13 protein-coding genes (1 of these 13 running past the window's edge) are annotated in these 19,059 nt (G+C 54.3%); 5 read left to right on the forward strand and 8 right to left on the reverse strand.

Annotated features, from left to right (window positions below; all coding sequences use genetic code 11):
* On the forward strand, window positions 1–1,495 hold the 3' portion of the coding sequence (locus LEPIL_RS03460) for a methyl-accepting chemotaxis protein (protein ID WP_002769964.1). The gene continues 227 nt to the left of window position 1, outside the view; only the last 1,495 of its 1,722 coding nucleotides appear in the window; its start codon lies off the left edge, out of view; its stop codon occupies window positions 1,493–1,495.
* A gap of 71 nt (window positions 1,496–1,566) precedes the next feature.
* On the opposite strand, the gene LEPIL_RS03465 is transcribed toward LEPIL_RS03460, so the two are convergent.
* The 3 genes from LEPIL_RS03465 to LEPIL_RS21555 all read right to left on the reverse strand — a co-directional run bounded on the left by LEPIL_RS03465 (window position 1,567) and on the right by LEPIL_RS21555 (window position 7,881).
* On the reverse strand, window positions 1,567–5,526 hold the full coding sequence (locus LEPIL_RS03465; protein ID WP_002769966.1) for a LamG-like jellyroll fold domain-containing protein: 3,960 nt from the start codon (window positions 5,524–5,526) through the stop codon (window positions 1,567–1,569).
* Between the two features lie 359 nt (window positions 5,527–5,885).
* Entirely contained in the window at window positions 5,886–6,521 is a 636-nt protein-coding gene (locus tag LEPIL_RS03470; RefSeq protein ID WP_078123290.1) for a FecR family protein, read from the reverse strand.
* Window positions 6,522–6,876: 355 nt separating this feature from the next.
* Entirely contained in the window at window positions 6,877–7,881 is a 1,005-nt protein-coding gene (locus LEPIL_RS21555; protein WP_002769970.1) for a phosphatase PAP2 family protein, read from the reverse strand.
* Between the two features lie 198 nt (window positions 7,882–8,079).
* On the opposite strand from LEPIL_RS21555, the gene LEPIL_RS03480 reads away from it, so the two are divergent.
* Complete coding sequence (locus LEPIL_RS03480; RefSeq protein ID WP_002769972.1) at window positions 8,080–8,469, forward strand: DoxX family protein; 390 nt, start codon at window positions 8,080–8,082, stop codon at window positions 8,467–8,469.
* 56 nt (window positions 8,470–8,525) lie between these two features.
* Here LEPIL_RS03480 and LEPIL_RS03485 read toward each other — a convergent pair whose 3' ends face one another.
* The 3 genes from LEPIL_RS03485 to polA form a co-directional block, all read right to left on the reverse strand.
* Entirely contained in the window at window positions 8,526–10,475 is a 1,950-nt protein-coding gene (locus LEPIL_RS03485) for a methyl-accepting chemotaxis protein (protein WP_002769974.1), read from the reverse strand.
* Window positions 10,476–10,602: 127 nt separating this feature from the next.
* Window positions 10,603–11,169: a DUF2179 domain-containing protein gene (locus tag LEPIL_RS03490; protein WP_002769975.1), complete on the reverse strand. Its 567-nt coding sequence runs from the start codon at window positions 11,167–11,169 to the stop codon at window positions 10,603–10,605.
* Between the two features lie 101 nt (window positions 11,170–11,270).
* Window positions 11,271–14,195, reverse strand: a complete 2,925-nt coding sequence (gene polA / locus LEPIL_RS03495; RefSeq protein ID WP_002769976.1) for a DNA polymerase I — start codon at window positions 14,193–14,195, stop codon at window positions 11,271–11,273.
* Between the two features lie 119 nt (window positions 14,196–14,314).
* Here polA and LEPIL_RS03500 point away from each other — a divergent pair, with 119 nt between their 5' ends.
* Both LEPIL_RS03500 and LEPIL_RS03505 read left to right on the forward strand, forming a co-directional pair.
* Complete coding sequence (locus LEPIL_RS03500; RefSeq protein WP_002769977.1) at window positions 14,315–14,644, forward strand: STAS domain-containing protein; 330 nt, start codon at window positions 14,315–14,317, stop codon at window positions 14,642–14,644.
* A 1-nt stretch (window position 14,645) separates the two neighbouring features.
* Window positions 14,646–15,443, forward strand: a complete 798-nt coding sequence (locus tag LEPIL_RS03505; protein ID WP_002769978.1) for an indole-3-glycerol phosphate synthase TrpC — start codon at window positions 14,646–14,648, stop codon at window positions 15,441–15,443.
* Window positions 15,444–15,445: 2 nt separating this feature from the next.
* Here the strand turns inward: LEPIL_RS03505 and LEPIL_RS03510 are convergent, their stop codons facing one another.
* Window positions 15,446–16,969 carry a carboxypeptidase-like regulatory domain-containing protein gene (locus LEPIL_RS03510; RefSeq protein WP_040918267.1) on the reverse strand — a complete coding sequence of 508 codons (1,524 nt, stop codon included), beginning with the start codon at window positions 16,967–16,969 and terminating at the stop codon, window positions 15,446–15,448.
* Between the two features lie 92 nt (window positions 16,970–17,061).
* Window positions 17,062–17,853, reverse strand: a complete 792-nt coding sequence (locus LEPIL_RS03515) for an SDR family oxidoreductase (protein WP_040919454.1) — start codon at window positions 17,851–17,853, stop codon at window positions 17,062–17,064.
* Window positions 17,854–18,026: 173 nt separating this feature from the next.
* Between LEPIL_RS03515 and LEPIL_RS03520 the strand changes: the two genes are divergently transcribed.
* Window positions 18,027–18,917, forward strand: a complete 891-nt coding sequence (locus LEPIL_RS03520) for a bile acid:sodium symporter family protein (protein ID WP_002769981.1) — start codon at window positions 18,027–18,029, stop codon at window positions 18,915–18,917.
* Window positions 18,918–19,059: the final 142 nt, after the last annotated feature.

The following is a 19,059-nucleotide window of genomic DNA, read 5'->3' on the forward strand; positions in this document are numbered from 1 at the left end:
ACAGGAGGCGATCGAACGCATTCGAGAGCTGCGCTATGAAAAAGACGGACGCAATTATCTGTGGATCAACGACTTCAAGCCGGTCATGATCATGCATCCGTATGCCACACAGCTGAACGGGAAGTCGCTTACCGACTACAAAGATCCCGACGGAAAGCATCTGTTCATGGAGATGGTCGACGTCAGTAAACGAGACGGAGCCGGTTTCGTGAACTACCGATGGCAGTACTTCGATGAGAAAGATAATATCGTCCCCAAGGTCTCCTATGTAGAAACGTTCACACCCTGGGGATGGATTCTCGGATCGGGCATCTATGTGAATGACGTGCAGGCCGAGATCAACGAACTGAAGACCGTGATTACGCTCGGCTTCATCGCCGTCGCCGTCATAAGCTCCATTGCCGTTTTCTTCTTTTCGTCGCGCATCGTGCGCCCCATCCAGCAGCTGCGCATCGCCTCTCGTCTGGTCGCCGGCGGAGACCTGCGCTCCCCTGTTGCCGTCGACTCATCCGATGAGATGCTCGACCTTGCCACCGATTTCAATCAATTGATAGAATCCATGCGAGATGTTCTCGGCGTCATCGTGCGACATTCAACGGAGCTTGCGGCGTCAACGGAAGAGATGTCGGCTACATTGAATACGTTCACGTCGCAGGCTCAGAATCAATCGGCAAGCACAGAACAGATCGCCGCCACGACCGAAGAGCTCTCGGCCGGGATGGACAATGTGAAGAAAAGCACCGAACATCAGACGGCTTCGGTACTATCTCTGATTCAAACCGTTCGCGGCCTCTCGGACAGCATTGACGGCATGGCCCGCCTGATCGCCCAGGCGCAACAGGAAACGGGTCAGATCACGGGCCTTGCGCGCGAAGGCGAGGATTCGTTGCGGCATCTGAACGAATCGATGAACAACGTTCTGCAGAGTTCAAGCTCGGTTACCGGCATCGTTCAGATCATCAACGAAATATCGGATCGCATCAACCTGCTCTCCCTGAATGCCGCTATTGAAGCCGCACGAGCCGGCGATTCGGGGCGTGGCTTCGCCGTCGTCGCCGAAGAGGTAGGCAAGCTTGCCGAACGCACGTCGTCGAGCATCCGCGATATCTCGCAGCTTGTTGAGGTGAACAATCAGCAGCTTAAAGAAGGCATCGGCCAGCTGCAATCGACGACGCGATTTATCACCGAGATTCTCACCGGTATCGGGCGCATGAACGAACGCATGACCGATCTTAAAGGAACGATGACGGATCAGACTCGCGAAAACGAGGCCGTGCAGACTCAGCTTGAGAACGTCAGCAATCGCTCCGATGAGATCAAACATGCGATCGGCGAACAGAAGAACGCCGTTTCAGAGATCGCTCAATCGGTGTCGTCGATCAACGACGCCATTCAGAGCGTCGTTTCAGCGGCAGAGCAGATGACGGCGACCTCAGAACAGATAGCCGCCATGGCCGAATCCATGCGAGCGAAGGCTACGTTCTTCAAGGTGTAGGATCATCGACGCTGAAGCGGAAGTGACCGGCTTCACATCCGCTATAGGTACACGCTGTTAGTTGATTTGCCTCATTGCTCGACGCAGTAGAGGCGAAGACCTGTCGCATTGCATGCAAGCGTTCCAGAACGGATAAACTCACTATCCGTCAAACTGGCGTTGGCATATCCGCTACCATCCGCTTCAGCTGCCGTCCAGTTGTTGCAGGTATCATACGCTGAGATTGTGGTCCATGACGATGAGCCGAAACCGGTCCAGACGTACGTCGGATTGCTTCCGATCAATTGGGCGTTGAGCGTTCCAAATGCAAAGACTCCATTCCAGTTGGCAGTGAATAATACGTTACCATCAGGGTTTAAGTACGTAATGTTGGGCCGCAATACCCAATCACGATGCTCGGTGATGCCGCCGGTCGTGCAGTTTGCCGACGTGCATGCTCTACGGTCATTGTTGCTTGAAACAAGCATTGCCTTGAATCCTTCACCGCATTTAGTGTCGGCGCCGCTGATCCCCCCCAGGTTTCCGGTCCAGCCACTGGCAGTCAGTTTCACGATCTTATTCGGTTGCTGCACCAGGGCTTGAATCTCGGATTGCAGCAGTGCTCGCTCATAGATGCGAACATCCGATATACTTCCGAAAAACGCCTCGTCATTACTCTGATTCCGGCCTATAAAAACGCCTGAAACTGGAGTGTTTACCGTCGTAACACTGAAACTGCCGGCCGCCGCGCCGTTCACGTATAACTTCCAGATTGTCGGGGATTCGCTTACAAGCGTAACGTGCGTCCAGACGTTTAAAGGAATTGTGACAGTGGAGCAGAATGAATCAAAGCCGCTGATCAAGAAACAGAGCCTCTGTGACATTCCGTCGATATAAAGCTCATACCCTCCCGACGAGCTGTGACCATTCAAGACTATGGTATTGACTCCGACATTACCATAGTCTTTCGGAAAAATCCAGGCGCCCAGAGTAATACCGGCGGTTTGGTTCGTGGCGACTCCGGCATGATCCAGGCGACCGCCGCCAAACGCAATGGCCGAAGATAATCCGAAACGATCTACGCCTGGAATCACCGTACCCGATGATTGCAGATCTCGATGGAAGCCGCTCACATCCTTTCCAGGGGACTCGCCACCGTTACTTACAAGATCCCACCGGCCAACGAGACCATCAGGAACCTGCGTGGCCAGATATCTAATCTGACGGTCGGGCAATACGGCTGAGTAGATGCGCACATTGTCGAGCATTCCGGTGATTCCGCCGAGACCGCTAACCCATCCCGAGAGATAGAAATTTGCAACGTTCGTCGCCAGTGGCGCATCGCTTCGGTCCGCTGTGCCGATCAATGCGCCGTTCACATAAAAAAGCAGCTTCGTCTGGTCGCCGTCATAGACAACACAGATATGCGTCCAGGCATTGCGGTGGAAGGTATGCGGTATAAAATCGTCCCTGTCTGCGCCTCCGAAGAATCTCAGCTGCATACCACCCTGACGACGTATTCCGATCCCGAATGCTTTATCGGTCGTGTTGCTACCATACGAAACAAGATGCTTGTTCGTATTGTCGGGCGGTAGATCGGTCAGTCTGACCCACTGGCATACGGTGCGCGATTCGCCGAATGCCGGCAGGCCCGAAGCACTGGCCGAAAGGTATGATGCGCTGAAGCTCAGAGATCCGCCTGCGTCGCCGTCGGCCCCTGTCGCTGCCTGCACTGTTCCGGAAAGCGGGCTGCCCGCCCGCGACGAATCGGTCGAATTACCCGAGTTGTACCAGCGCACAAGCCGTCCTGTATTGAAGCCCGTCGTCGATTGATACGAGCCCGATGCATAGGCCATGGCCGTATTGCCCGCATCTACAACGGCGCTATTATTAATTCGTATCTTATACGTGGCCTCGTACCACATGTAATCCGGATGCGGCGCCACGGTAACAATGTTACCCGAAACGCTGACCGATTGCAGAGGAACACAGCTGACAAAGTTGTTGTGTACCGGAACCTCGGTTGTACTGCCGGTTTTCACCATGGAAATCTGAATGCCCTGCTGCGAACAATCCGTCGATGTGCCGGCCGCTGCTATGGTCGATGACATATCTTTATTGAATTTTATTTCGATCGGCCCTGCACCCATGTCGTATTTCAGCGTGGCGTCGTTATCATCAACGCTCGTCGACATGACGATGGGCGAACAGTCGAGCGACAGGGCGAGATTTGACGTGACCGTTCCCGCAATCAATGAAGGGTTCGACCACGTGCAGGTCTGGTTCGCCGGCGAAGGCGTGTTAAAGCTGTAGGTCTGGCCGGTCTTTACGGAGAAGTAGTAATCGCCGTTCGCCGTAACCGACGCAGACGGTCCACCTGTGCCGGGATTCAACGTAAAATTTCCGGCAGGCGAGATGCCGAAGCCGGTGACTGTTACGCGTATCGTCCGGTCAAGGGAGCAGCTGATAGAGACTCCCGATACGTTCGCCCCGGCCATCGTACCGCTGCCTCCGCTTACCGAGCAGTTCAGCGCCTCGTTATCAAGAACAGGGGGTTGTAGCAATGTTACGCCGTAAGACGTACCGCTTGCCACAGGCGTCACAAACACAAAAGACGTCGAGCCCGGCTCAATCGTCAGCGTCTCTGCGCCGTTCTGTAATTGAAGCTTTTGCGTATAGGTGCCGGCCGCATAACCCGTGACGGCGCCGCCGACCGTAAACGTGTTCGTCACACATTCGATCTCAATGCCTGAAATGGCCGATCCCAGATGCATCGAGGCGTCTGTGAGTCGATCATCCCATGTCTGTCCCATGGCGTCGACAGCGCCGCTTGATACGATCGATCCGTTGGAATTGCCTTCGTCGACAATCGAGCATGTCTGCCATTTATTCTGCGGATTCGTAAGAATACGCATTTCAAAGGCGGACCCGTAAGGGATCGCCGTCGATGTGAACGTGCCTCCCGTCGAATAGTTGATCGTCTGCGACGTGCCATTCGCCGTTATCCGAATTCGTAGCGGAGTGCTGCCTTCATAGCCAGTGACCTCGCCCGTAATCGGATAAGAGTTCGTCGCACAATTCACCGGAACGACGATATCATAAGATGTGACCGAAGCGGACGGTGTGCCGATGGTGCAGTTCTGCCCCGTCGCCTGAGTATCAATGGCCAGAGCATAACTATCGCCGCTACGGATCTTCGTCGCAAACGGCGCCGAGATTCCGTTCGCCGTCACTGCAATCGTCTCACTGCCTGCCGACGTCGCCGGATAACTCTCAAGCCCCGTCTCGGCCGGATAGGTTCCAAAATCGCTTTTGATTACGAGCGTGTTTCCGCTTTTCAAACCGGTAACATTCACTCTGATTGCATAGCGGTTCGTAATGCACGATACGGATGGCGTAATGATCTCTCCCGGAAAGCCTCCTGAATATGTATCCGCTCCGTCCGTGACGCTGCATGTTTGATGAGGATTCACCGGCTGTGTGCCGACCGTGACCGCATACACTGGATCGGTAGCGACGACAGGCGTGCGAAAGGCGAAGCGAGTGGGCGCCAGTATCTCTCCGTTGATAGTCAGCGGATCGGCTCCCCGATTGAGAAGGACCATACCCGTGCCTATCAGCCCCGGCTGGACGTTTACCAATAGAGTGACCGCATCGGAACAATTGACATGCACGCCGCTCACATCTCCGTTGCCGATCGTTCCAGACCCGCCGGCGACGGTGCAATACTGGCTGCCGTCCTCCTCGTTTCGCGGGTAGGCGGACACAACAATGTTGTAAGCAGTATCAGTGCGTAACTTTCGATTAAACACAAATTCGCTGGCTGGCGAGTTCAGCTCCACGCTATCGCCGGAGTTTGAGAGCACCAGGCCGTTCATCGCAAGACCGCTGACGGCTCCTGAGATGCTGTAGAGAGGCGGGTTGATGGCGTCAAATAGGAAGAATTCGGGGATTCTATCGGATATCGCTCTGGTACACGATACACTGAACAACAGAACAATGCCTGCGAGAAACGTCAGAGGCCCGTATCCTGTGTATGCGCACGACTTCATTGCTTCGATAGTACTACCTGTTCAATTCGCATAACCCGATTCCATTATCTGGGAACAGCCCGGGCTTCCATCTTAACAATCAAGACTCAGCGGAAAAGGAATCACGGGAAGCTGTCGCTTAAAAAGGCTTCAGATACAAAATATGTCAATTTTTTTTCTATAGCAGACAGGAATGAGGCGTGCAGGTACATACGTTTTATATAAGAAGGCTTGCACATTTGCATAACATGAAACAATGCAAGAATTAATTGCTTGAATGTGGGATACGAGTTATCCACCCGTCAATCTCAAAGACAGGTCGCATTTGAGATTGACGGGCCTTCGCTTACATGCTCAATGCTGTCGAGAGTCCCGCTCCTTCATTTCGACGGTTTTGTCCAGTCAAGAGGATGATCGATCTTCTTTGCAAGCGTCTCGATACCGGCATTGTCATGGAATTCCAGCCCGGCCTCTTCCTTTTTCACGCTCTCGCCTTCTTTCACAAAGCGAATGGCGCTATGCTCCGCCGCAGTTACGGCCTCTTCGGCGATTCCATCGGCATGAAAGTGCACAGTACCATTGCATGTGCAAGCATATGTCGACGTTTCACTCTCCACCTTCATGCAGAGCGACGTTCCACGAACCGCCGCCACGGCAGTCGGAGTAACCACCTCAAGCTTCTGCTCGTTTGCATTCTTAACAGCGGCAAACCAGCCTTTATTCAGTTGAACCTGTGAGGCCTGTAGATCGAGAACCGCCTTCGTGTTTGCGCCGAGACGCATGATGAGGCCCTTAGCAAAAACGATCTCTGCCGATGAGGCATCCCCCGTTTCAATCTGATCGCCCTGCTTAACAGTGGCGTCAACGGCAAGGGGCTCGCCGTTACGTGTAACCGCTCCGGTCAGAAGAAGCACACGCCCATCAGTCAGCCCTACCGGTGCGGTGGGCTTCTCGCATTGGATGAGAAGGGAAACCAGGAAAAATCCCAGAAAAATAGAAATCTGTTTTCGTTGCATCCATGCAAAAAGCACAGGATGAGACGAAGTATCAACTATTTTTTTGATCATTCTTTTTCATTCCTCCGAGCCAACGGGATTTCAGCTGCAAGAAGCGGAATAACATACAGGCATGATACGGTGAGCAATAGATAACGCACTGCATGCCAGACATCGCCGCCCCATCCCCCTACTGTTAGAATCGCGCCCGTGCCTGCATACAGCAGCCCGAGTAACCCTGTGCTCGCACTGAGCAGGGTCAGGCGCGCATACAGTGAAGCTGACGGGGCAGGCACAGCAGGCAGGATCAGCGACACCGCCGCGCCGGTGAGCAGACCGACGCTTCATTCTCCACTCACGCCGCCAGAATCGCAGCCTATGCCCTCCGTCGAACTCGTTCAAGGATCAATGGGTAAACGTAAAGCCCCGTAAAAACGACGAGCCCGTACCGCAGAATACGCAGGAAACCGCCCTCAATTCCATCTCTGGGAAAGATGGCCGACAGCGATAGATACACTACAAAGATGAGAGCGAGACCGGGAAGCAAAACAAACAGGCGATTGCGAAAGAGCACGGGCATCGTATAACCCGGATCCTTGAGCGATAGAGAGGCATAAAGACCGAACAGACATCCGGCGACGTTCAAGAAAGAAGTCAGCTTGAGTGGATGCAGATCCTTGAAGCGCACCCCGCTATGCGGCGTCGATGCGATACTCAGACGAGCCGTTTCATTCCACTCGGAAAGCACAGGCAGATGCAGCGTGGTGGCAAGCAGGGCCCCCATCTCCAGGAGCATGACGGCGATCATTGCAGTTACAAAAAATCGGCCACCGTGAGTCAGGTTCGCGAAAAACACGCGAACGTTCGTTTCATAATGGATCACGGCATAAAGCAACGCACAACCGATGGCCCAGCCGAGAATGGTATCTTGAATAAAATGAACGCCCAGCGCTATACGCGAAATACCGATCAGGAAAACCCACAGAGCGGTGAGCGCTATGACGGGAAAAGCATGCAGGCGCTTCTGCTTTATAAAGAAAAAAGCGAGATACCCCCAGACAACGACGGCATTCTGAGCATGACCTGAGGGAAGTCCGAACGTATCTTCAAAGGCGAAGACGTTCATGAGCGTTACCCAGAACGGTCGCGGTTCATGAAAAGCCAGCTTCAATAGCACGTTGATGGAATGAGTGAAAAGCTGTGCCACAAGCAGAGTGACCCCGGCCCGGCGATTGATCGTGTAGAAAACAAAAGGAATCAGTATCAGATAAAACAGCTCATCGCCGGCGAAGGTAACCGGAAGAAGCCATCGCGGATCACCGAGTACCGATTGCAGCCAGAGGTTGACCTGGCCGGAGGAGTCCCATATCCAGAAAGGCATGAAGAGATTCTGAAAAAGGCGGCCAGTCTGTCAATAATATGGCGGATCAAAAGAAGCGCCGCCGCAAGATCGCTATTGCACAAACAGGCAGGCATGCGAGAAAAAAGAGCGGAAAAAAAAGCAGAACATGATATACTGTCTGGATTCACGCCTCTGGCATAACGATTCAGAGGCGCACTCTTCTGTGAGGTTCAAAATATGGATAAGATACTTGGAAAATTCGACGGAATCATCTACTCCGCCTTTCGCGCGGTCGCAGGTTTTCTGTTCATGCAGCACGGTATTCAAAAGATCTTCGGAGGCCTGGGCGGTACGATGGCTCAATCGTACGCCAGCATGATGGGGCTTGCCGGCTTCATCGAACTGATTGCCGGAATCCTTATTATGGTCGGTCTGTTTACCTCGATCGCAGCATTTCTCTCAAGCGGTCTGATGGCGGCAGCCTACTTCCTGGCGCATGTGCCGAAGGGCTTCTGGCCGGTGCTGAACGGCGGTGAACTGGCGGCTCTGTTCTGCTTCGCCTTCCTGTATATGGCCGCTCGCGGCGACGGGACGATCAGCCTGGGCAGAACCATCCGCCGGGGATAACCAATTCCAGTAGCGCGACAGGCACTGCCAGCAGTGCCTGTCGGGAGCGATTGCCGTTACTCGTCGTTAATCTGAAAGCTGGCCACATGGCCGAGCATCTCACGTGCAAGAGCGTCCATCGCCCGAGCCTGTTCGTACATCTCCTGCGCTCTTCGAGCCTCTTCGTCCATGATCGTGCCGACGGTATTGATCTCTCGCGCCACCTCGTCGACGGCGACAAGGTTCTGCTGTATGCTCTTTGAGATTTCCTGCGAAGCGATGGATTGCTCCTGAATCGAAGATCCGATCGAGGCCGTGATCTCGTTCAACTTATGGATCATCGTGTCGACTCGACCGATGCTATCCGTGGTAGCCTTTGAATTTCCCTGAATCTCCTGCACGCGGTCGCGCACATCCTGGGCGTCTGACGACGTGCGACCGGCCAGCTCCTTCACCTCAGAGGCGACGACGGCAAAGCCCTTGCCCGCCTCGCCGGCTGCGGCCGCTTCGATCGACGCATTGAGCGCAAGCAGGTTCGTCTGTTTCGCAATACCCGAAATGGACTCGATCACGGCTTCGACCTTTTCGGCAGAGGCGGCCATTCCACGGGCAGCTTCGGCGGCCTGGTTGGATAACTTTCCGGATTCGCGATGCACCGTTACCGCCTCTTCCGCCTGGCGAGCGATCTCGCTGATCGTCGTCGACATCTCGGTAACGGAGCTTGCAGTGTTTTGAAGATTCTGGCTCATCTCTTCGGCTGCGGCGGCGATGGTCGATGACTTCTCATTCAAGGCTCCGATATCGGATTTCATCTTTTCGCTCGACGACGTCAGGTGGCCGGAACTCTCTTCCATACTGCGAGCGGCGACGACGATGCGACGGATCAGTCCGACCTGCGTTTTCACAAGTACGCCGATATCTTCTTTCAGCGAAGAGATCTCATCTTCGCCGTCTTTTGCCATCTCAATCGTAAGATTCCCGCGAGCGATCTCGGGAAGGACGACGTTGATGTCGAGAATACGACGTACGATGTTGCGCCCGATGCGCGTACCGCCGATGATCGATCCGACAGAAAGAACGGTCACCAGCACGACAAGCGTGATAAAGATCGTCAGGGCGATACGCTTCTCTGATGCCGCGCCTTCGATCAGGGCGGTGCTTAACGCCTTCTCGGCCTTGAAAAACAGATCGATGCGCGCGGTGGCCGCATCGAACCATCGCTCCGCTGAAACGCCCTTATCGTCGAACTCATTCGAGATGGCAATATTGCGATAGCGCTGAACGTCGGCTTCGTCTTCATCTTTCACGTTCGCGCGAAAGATGCTCTCGGCTTCGACGCCCCCGGCTTTATAAAAAAGCTCTCTGTAGGCGTTCTGTCTTGAGATGACGTCAAAAAACGCCACCTGCATGCCCGGACCGAATCCGCCGCGGCTGAACGTATTGTTCAGGATGGCGCGCTCCTTCCCTGCATTCTCCTTCATCGAGAGAAAAGCATGAAAGGCGATCACTTTCAGAGAATACTCGCCGGAGCGCACTTCACGATCCGACTCGAGGATGCCGTCGAGGAAAATCGCAATCGTATCGGTGTAGTATTTAACGACGTCGCTTCCGCCGATCTTCAAACCGTCTACGGAGGCGCGCATTGTATCAAGCCGTCCAAGAGCATCGACTCCTTTTTCGATGGCTCGTTTCATGTCGGCCGATTCGGTTTCAAAGCCCGATAAGAAGTTCTCGAGATTGCGTCGCTTCTCGTCCGTATCCTTTCGCTGTGATGTGAGTTCCGAACGGAAAGATTTGCCTTCACTGCCGAGAAAACCCGATGACAGGCCTCGTTCTTTTTGCAGCTCATGAATCAATTCGCTGGAATAGGAGGCAAACTCGATAATCGAGTTCAGTCGATTCATGTCGCGGATGACGCTCCATTCCGAGATAAGAAGATAGGCCGATAAAACGAGAAGTCCGCCGACGGCGGGCGCCAGACTGAGAAGAAACTTCTTCCTTATATTGATGCGCGATAGAAAACCCATGAACTCCCTCGATGGCCGCAAAACGGCCTTTTTGTAGTATCGACTCTTCAACTGACGATCTGCAGAAGAAAATGTCGCAGGTTTTTTTAACCTTCGAGGCTACGGAAACCCACGCCTCTCCTGCGCTCTATTTAGCCCGACTTCGCAGGCGTCTTTGCAGGCCCTTGCGACCCGGCAAAAAGATGCCCTCTTCTGAAAGGCGGACGTCTTCGACGGAATAGAACGCCCCCGGATTATGCAGGCCGATCAACTGCACCACTTCGGGCAGACGACTGCGATCAATCACACTGAAAAGAATCTGTACAGGGCCGCGAGCCCCCCGCCCCGTCACGATCGTTACGCCAAACCCTGCCTCTCTCAAGGCGTCGGGCAATCCCGTTTTTTCGCGTTTCGTGATGATACGCACAACCTGACGACCGATGGCCAGACGCGATTCGATATAAACGCCGGTCAGATTGCCCATCGTAAAGCCTGCGGCATAACCGACGTAGATCGTCCACGGCGGATCGCCGATCAGCACCTGACGGACGGCGATAAGCCAGATAAGAACCTCGAAGAATCCGAAAAGCGGCGCCAGAAAGCGACTTCCGCGAGCGATAAAGACGATGCGTAAGGTGCCGGCTGATACATCGAGCACCCTGGCAAAGAAAATCAGAAGCGGTATAACAACGTATTCGTAGACTTCAGAAGACATCACTGCTCTCCAGATTCGCTATGCGGATAGAATGCGCGGCAAACGACAGAGGTTTCAAGCCGGATTAAGAGCCTCCGGGTAAGAGCTCTTATTGGAAACTCTTAATGCGCCTCGTCCCAGTTTGCTCCGCGGCCGCCATCGACACGAAGCGGCACCTTAAGCTTCATGGCCGACTCCATCTCGCCGCGGGCAAGCGCCTCGACGGCGTCGGCCTCATCGGGCGGAACGTCGAAGAGCAGTTCATCATGCACCTGCAAGATCATGCGTCCTTTATAAGAGGCCGATTTCATCTTCTCATGAATGCGGATCATAGCGATCTTGATGATGTCGGCGCTTGTTCCCTGTACCGGAGTGTTCACCGCGATGCGGGCCGCTCCCTCTTTACGAAAGCGATTCGTCGAGTTAATGTCAAGCACCTGACGCCGACGGCCGCTCAGCGTCTGAACATAGCCGTGCTTCTCGGCATAGGCCGTCATCTCATCCATATATCGCCTCACTCCAGGATAACCCTCGAAGAAACGATCTATATACGCCTGAGCGACGTCGCGCGGAACTCCGAGATTCTGAGAAAGGCCGAAAGCGGTGACACCGTAAATAATAGAGAAATTCACCGTCTTCGCCTGCGATCTCATATCGGGCGTCACCGATTCTTCAGAAACGCCGAACAGAGCGGCCGCCGTCCGTCTGTGAATATCAAGGTCGTGAGCGAAGGCGTCGATCAACGCCTTATCGCCGGCGTAGTGCGCCATGATGCGCAGCTCGATCTGCGAATAGTCAAGCGAGAGAAGCACGTTGCCCTTTACAGGAACAAAACCACGCCGGATGGCCCGTCCCGTCTCTTCGCGGATGGGAATGTTCTGTAGGTTCGGATCGTTTGACGACAGGCGCCCTGTGGCGGCGATCGTCTGCGAGAAGTTCGTATGTATTCGCCCCGTATTCGGGTTAAGCATAAGAGGCAGGGCGTCGACATACGTGCTTTTCAGCTTCGTGTACTTGCGATGATCGAGAAGATGATCGACGACGGGATGTAGCCCGCGAAGGCCTTCAAGCACGGATTGATCGGTCGAATAACCTGTTTTCGTCTTTTTTTCGGCGGGCAGCTTCATCTTATCGAAGAGTATGGTCTGTAGCTCTTTCGTCGACTGGATGTTGAACTCACTTCCCGTCTCTTCGTAGATCTTTTTCTCGAGGGATTTGATCTTCTTCTCGTAATCCTTTGACAGCTTCGCAAAATACGGAGCGTCGATGGCGACGCCGGCCATCTCCATATCAGACAGCACCTCGATCAGAGGGATCTCAATGTCATCGTGAACCTTATCAAGCTTTTCTTTCTTTAAACGAGGAGCAAGAACGTTATACAGGCGATAGGTGATATCGGCGTCTTCGCAGGAATACGTGCTGACGCTCTGCGGATCGACCTGATCGAGCGTCAGCTGTTTGCGTCCGCTTCCGGCGACGTCTTCGTATTTGATCGTATCGTAGTGCAGATGGGCGATGGCCATATCGTCCATGTTATGGCCGCGCACGTTCGGGTTCATGAGATACGATGCGATCATCGTATCGAATCCGATCGTCGGCATATGAATGCCGTGCCGCTTGAGAATGACATGATCGTATTTGATATTCTGCCCGAAATACATACGCTTCGGATCTTCAAGCATCTCTTTTAATAGAGGCAGGGCTTCAGCAAGAGAGATGCCCTTCTGCTGAAAAAGCGACTCTCCTGGAGGCAGGGCAATATAACGAGCCACATGCGGCTTCGGCGAAACGGCGATACCGACAAGATCGGCCTGCGTCGGTCGGATGCCTGTCGTCTCGGTATCGACGCAGAGCATCTTACAGGCCTTCATCTCTTTTACAAGGTCTTTCAGCTCATCCAGCGAATCGATAAGCCTGTAATCGACCTGCGCGGCATCAAAACGACTGAGCCCTTCTCTGGAACTGTCAGCAGCCTCCAGAGATTCAGGCTCCGCATTTTCAGACGACGCATCTGCAGACTCTTCCACGGATTTTTTCGCCGATGACTTCGCTGACTTCTTCGAAGATTGGCTGGAGGATTTCTTTGAACCTTTTGCCGCCCCTTTTCCTGTTAAACTATCGGTTGCCATTTCGGATGGCTTCGCGCTCGATTCGTCGCCCTTACGATAGGCCTTGAGAAGCTCCTGATAGATCTGTCGGTAGCCGCGCTGAAGAAAAAGCTGCAATACCCGTTCGCTAACGTAGTCGGGCGTCGTCAGCGAGGATTCGTCGAGCTTCGCGACAATATCGAGATCGGTGAGGATGGTGGCGAGCTTTCGCGAGAGAAAGACGTTCTCGCGGCTCTCTTCAAGCTTTTTGCGCAGTCCATCGGGTTTGATCGCATCAAGGTTCTTATAAATACCGTCAATATCGTCGTACTCTGAGATCAGCTTCTCGGCCGACTTCGGCCCGACGCCTTTCGCTCCCGGAATGTTGTCAGAGGTATCGCCGACAAGTCCCATATAATCGGGAATCTGCTTTACCGATACGCCAAGCTCTGACTTCACCCAGTCAGGGTCGATCTCGATGAACTCACTCACGCCCTTCGTTCCGCGAAGCATATGAACGTTCTTATTTAGTAATTGAAAACAATCCTTATCGCCTGTGAGCAGAAGGACACGATGCTTCTTTCCAAACCTGGCGGCCAGCGCCCCCATAATGTCGTCGGCTTCGTGGCCAGGCGAGATAAGAATAGAGAAACCCGCTTCTTTCAGCACCTCCTTGATCTCGTCGATCTGGAATCGCAGGTCTTCGGGCATGGGCGAACGATGCGCTTTGTACTCCGAATAAAGTTCGTTACGAAAGGTCAGGCCGGATGGGTCCCACGTTACGGCCGTCTTCGTCGGACGGTGGCTCTGCAGTAATTTGAAGAACATTCGAAAAAAACCGTGTATGGCGCCGGTGGGCTGGCCTTCGGCGTTTAGCAGGTTCTGGCCCGACATGGCATAATAGGCCCTGTAGGCGAGAGCATGGGCGTCGATAACGAGCAGGTCGGTCTTTTCGGACATGAGAACGGAATGCCGCGAACGGAGCGTCTGTCATTCAATATTCTTGACAGAATGCCGAAACCGGTTTTTTGTATCTCATCCGTCTTCGCATTGAAGCGATTTCCTGAAGAGGTGCAATCTTGTTAAAGAAAAAGAAGGTCGAAGACAGGCTCGTCGTTTATCTTGAGGGCCGGCTCGACGTAACGGTGGCCACCGAAGTGGAAGAGCAACTGATCAAACTCATCGACGACGAGGGCGAGAAGCATATCATTCTGAACCTGGAGCAGGTGGAGTATATGAGCTCGTCGGGCTTTCGCGCCTGCATCGCCATTTTACGAAAGCTGAAACAGCGCGACGGCTCGCTGAAACTCTGTAACATCCGCCCCTCCGTGAAAAGGATCTTCGACGTCATCGAGCTGACATCGCTGTTTGACATCTTCGATAGCGAAGACGCCGCTCTGCAATCCTGATATGGGTCTGCTGGACCGTATCGTCGCCACAAAGTCCGAAGAGCTGGAGCGGTTCATTGCCGGCCATACCGATCCTGACGCCTACAGGGATTCGGTGCGTGCCTCCCTTCTGCCGGCCGGCCGCTTCGCCTCGGCTCTTCGCGAGAAGAAGCTGCCCGCACACGGGCTTTCGGTCATCGCCGAATGCAAAAAGGCAAGCCCATCAAGCGGGCTTATCCGGCCGGATTATGATGCTCTGGCCATCGCGAAGACCTACAGCTCGCTTGGAGCGGCTGCCTGTTCGGTTCTGACCGATTCGCAGTATTTCCAGGGATCACTGGCCGACGCCGAAGGCGTGGCGAAGGCCGGTATCGTCACGCTTCGCAAGGATTTCGTGCTTTACGAAGAGCAGATCTTCGAAGCCGCTCGCATCGGCGCGGCGGCCGTTCTTCTCATCGTCCGTCTGCTTGACGACGTTACCCTTCGCTCGCTGCTCGATACGGCGCATTCTCTGAACCTTGACGTGCTTGTTGAAACGCATAACGGCGAAGAGGTGCGACGAGCCCTCGAAGCCGGAGCACAGATCATCGGCATCAATCATCGCGACCTCGACACGTTGAAGATCGACCTCTCGCTGACCGAGCAGTTCGCCCCGCTCATCCGGCGGCGCAACTCTGAGGCTTTGATCGTCGCCGAATCAGGAGTCGAAGATCCGGAGTATCTGAAACGCCTGCATGGTATCGCCGACGCCGTTCTCATCGGCACCTACTTCATGAAAGACGAGGATATCGGCGGCGCCTGGCGACGCCTGTTCGGATAACGTTAGCGTCGCGTATCTCCAGGCATGACCTCGATTTCTTTTCTCCAGATCGCCGGCTGCCCGAACGAACCTTCCAGCAGACCGACGTCATAGCAGCGCTGATACGATCGCTCGCAGGTAAACGCCACCGTGTCGTCGGGTTCTATCGTAAAGTAGGCATACGGCCGGCCCTCAGAGTGTAATTGTGCTTCAAGAGGGGCAAAAGGCGAGAACAGCCGTGAAAGAAAATTCCATGATGATTCGGTTTCTGAGAACATTAAACGAGACTTCATTCCCGTCGGCACGTGATTGATACAGAACGATCCATCTCTGTCGGTTTTCCCGTGACGTCTGAACATCTCATGCGCGCCGAGATAAATCTCGAACCGGCTGGATCTCGCATCCTTGATCTTCACACGGCCTCTGACGCAGACGGATGGATAACGCTTCAGCTTGAGCACGGGAATTACGACGCCGGCCTCAGGATTGAGCTGGCAGGATGATCCGCCTGTCGGCGTGGCCATCTCGGCGCTATAAGCATAGTATCCGTCAGAATCTGCAAAAAATGCGTTGAGATCGATAGCGGCGCCGGGCTTCACATCGATACAGCTTCCGGGAACGGCGACGGCTGGCTTGCTATATAGATCATAGGGGTAGCTGATTCCATTGTAATCTTTTCCCCGGCCGCTCATTGATGGAGTGAAAAGCTTTGTGCCCTTCTCATCTTCAAAGGACTGCACCCAGATGGCGACCTTGTTTCTGATCGGTTGATCGATATTCCACCAGGAGAAATGTTTGAGATCGGCGCGTCCCCAGTCCTTCCCGGACCGGCTTCCGATGACGACCGCACCCTGCTCTATCCACAGACCCGTTTTTGTATCGAAGCTCCACAGCGGTACGCTCTTGCCTTGCGGCTTGCCGTGCAACGGAACACGCACAGTCACAGACTTCACAGGCTGTAGCTCTTTTTCGTTGGAGCCGTCCTTTTCTTTTTCGAAGACGGCGATATTCCAGACGCCGAAGCTTTCAATCTGAGACGACCGGCCGGTTAACTCCCGGCCTGCGAACTCGCCCGGCATCGCTTCAAGCGCCGGCCCGCTTACGTCGACGCTGGCAAAGCGAATCGTCAGCTCTTTCTTCGACGTTTCGAAGGCATGGGCAGGGATCTCAATCTCGATGCCTTTTCCTGTAATCAGGTTCTTCTTATCGGGGCGAAACTCTCTTTGCTCGTAAGGCTGCATCATAACACGCGACGTTACGGTCTCATTGGTCTTGATTTCAAGCGTGCGATAAGAAGGCAGATAGCCCGGATGCATCACCTCAATCGTATAACGACCGACCGGAGCGCGATCCAGCATCGCCCATCCGCCATGATCCGTTTCGCGGCTGTGTCTCTTTACAGTGAGCCGTGCGCCCGAAAGAGGATGCCCGAATACGTCGATCACCTGTATAGAAACGCTGCCGGTCGGGCCGTCACACCCTGCGAAGAAGAGCAGGAGTGTTATAAGAGAGATTGTTGTATGGAGCCGCATGTTCATAAGACGCATGCGGCCTGCACGGGTTCACACAATGTTTTTTTGCGTTGCATCCGCAAAAAACAGGAACCTGATTCTATTTCTGCCATCAAAAATCAGAATATTCAGGTAACCTGAGTCTTGCGCACAATACGGGCAAGTATTCCCGGAGCGAAGCGGCTGAGCAATATTCCAAGGCTTTCTTTAGAGCCTGCAATGACGCTTTCGCGTTCTCCCTTTTCAATGGATTGCAGAATCCTTTGCGCCAGCTCAGCGGGTTCCATGCCGGCTGCCGTCGAAGAATCCATCGTTCCCTGAGCGCCGCCTGTGGCCGTCAGCGCATTCAGCGAAACGTTCGTGCGCACATATCCGGGTAGAATTACCGTCACTCCAATTCCTTCGTCATGCAGCTCGGCGCGAAGCGAATCGAAGTATCCATGAAGCGCATGCTTGGAAGCCGCGTAGCTGGAACGCAGGGGCGTGGCCACCTTGCCGACCACGCTGCTGATTACAACGATGCGCGAACCGGATTTCATCAGCGGTAACGCCTGTCGTGTCAGCTCGATCGTACCGAAAAAGTTTGTGTCAAAGATGCGGCGGCTGATCGAGAGATCGGTGTCTTTCGCAAGCGATCGCTGACTGATGCCACCGTTATTCACAAGCACATGCACGCCGCCCCATCGCTTTTGCACGGCCTCGATCGCCGCCGGAAAGGCCGAGGGATCAGCGAGATCCAGCGGCACAACGGCCGATCGGTCATCGGTTAGTGAGGCCTCACGACGCACGCGTTCCAGCTCATCCGCTCTGCGAGCCGAGAGCACCACGTTTGCATTGCGTCGGGCGAAGGCATGCACAAGCGCCTCGCCGATGCCCGACGATGCCCCCGTTATCCATACCGTTCTGTTTTCAAATGACATCTCTTTCCCCCTGTCTTTATGTTCACCGTCGATTCTGGCGATGCAGATCATTCTGCCGCCGCGCTCCATCGCCGACAAGCAAAAAGAAACGCTTGCCAGAGGCTCGAATAAGTATTCTTCTGCGACAGCGATCCGCAATTACGGACGCTGACGAAAAACAAAAAGAGGTTTCTATGCAAGAGAGTGTTCTGACAAAGCTATTCCTTCCTCTGTCGCTTGGCATCATCATGTTCGGTATGGGGCTCAGCCTGACCGTGCAGGATTTTCGCCGCGTCCTTCTTTATCCTAAGGCCGTTATGATCGGTCTCGTGAATCAGATCATCATACTGCCGCTTCTGGCCTTTGCCATAGCAAAGACCTTTCCGCTTTCGCCCGAACATGCCGTCGGCCTGATGATCCTGGCCGTATGTCCTGGCGGAGCGACGTCCAACCTGATCGCGCACCTTGCCCGCGGTAACGTCGCCCTTTCGATCACGCTGACAGCATTTTCGAGCACCATCACACTACTGACGATTCCCTTTCTTGTGAATTTCTCGCTCGACCACTTTCTCAGCCGTTCGCAATCGATCCACCTGCCCGTTCTTGAGACAATGGCGCAGATCTTTACCGTCACGCTTCTTCCCGTCGTGCTGGGCATGATCGTGCACAGGCGTTATCCGAAGCTGTCGCACCGGGCCGAGGCGACGGTGCGCCGCGTATCGACCGTTCTGCTTGCCGTTATCGTTCTGGCCGCCATCCTGAAAGAGCGGCATCATGTGGTACAATCGTTTCTCCAGGTGGGCCCGGCCTCGCTTGCATTGAATCTGGCAAGCCTGGCGATCGGTATGCTCTCGGCGAAGTTGCTGCTCGACGATCTCAAGCAGAGCATCTCCATCTCGATCGAATCGGGCATCCAGAACGGAACACTCGGCATCATGATAGCGGCGACGCTTCTGCAAGAACCGGCCATGGCCATTCCGCCGGCCATTTACAGCCTTGTCATGTTCCTCGTCGGCTTTGTCGCCATCGCCATCTTCAGTAGGATGGTGCAGCGCTCCGAACAGAATCAGCCGGCCGGAGCGTAATTTTTTTCTGCGCCTCGGCCGGAGTGTCCCCCTGTCGGAGTATAGATATACAATGCCTGCCTGTGAAACGAGTCTCAAACCGTCGTTTCAGGCAGGTCCATTCTATCACCACCAGAGGACACTATGCCTGTCGAAAATCTTC

Origin of the sequence: Leptonema illini DSM 21528 (assembly GCF_000243335.1) — a bacterium.
GTDB classification, from domain to species: Bacteria; Spirochaetota; Leptospiria; order Leptospirales; family Leptonemataceae; genus Leptonema; species Leptonema illini.

Coding starts and splice junctions, on each gene's coding strand:
- LEPIL_RS03510 (WP_040918267.1), bottom strand. CDS start 16,969: ATGCGTCTTATGAACATGCGGCTCCATACAACAATCTCTCTTATAACA.
- LEPIL_RS03515 (WP_040919454.1), bottom strand. CDS start 17,853: ATGTCATTTGAAAACAGAACGGTATGGATAACGGGGGCATCGTCGGGC.
- LEPIL_RS21555 (WP_002769970.1), bottom strand. CDS start 7,881: ATGCCTTTCTGGATATGGGACTCCTCCGGCCAGGTCAACCTCTGGCTG.
- LEPIL_RS03470 (WP_078123290.1), bottom strand. CDS start 6,521: ATGCAACGAAAACAGATTTCTATTTTTCTGGGATTTTTCCTGGTTTCC.
- LEPIL_RS03505 (WP_002769978.1), top strand. CDS start 14,646: ATGGGTCTGCTGGACCGTATCGTCGCCACAAAGTCCGAAGAGCTGGAG.
- polA (WP_002769976.1), bottom strand. CDS start 14,195: ATGTCCGAAAAGACCGACCTGCTCGTTATCGACGCCCATGCTCTCGCC.
- LEPIL_RS03485 (WP_002769974.1), bottom strand. CDS start 10,475: ATGGGTTTTCTATCGCGCATCAATATAAGGAAGAAGTTTCTTCTCAGT.
- LEPIL_RS03480 (WP_002769972.1), top strand. CDS start 8,080: ATGGATAAGATACTTGGAAAATTCGACGGAATCATCTACTCCGCCTTT.
- LEPIL_RS03490 (WP_002769975.1), bottom strand. CDS start 11,169: ATGTCTTCTGAAGTCTACGAATACGTTGTTATACCGCTTCTGATTTTC.
- LEPIL_RS03465 (WP_002769966.1), bottom strand. CDS start 5,526: ATGAAGTCGTGCGCATACACAGGATACGGGCCTCTGACGTTTCTCGCA.
- LEPIL_RS03520 (WP_002769981.1), top strand. CDS start 18,027: ATGCAAGAGAGTGTTCTGACAAAGCTATTCCTTCCTCTGTCGCTTGGC.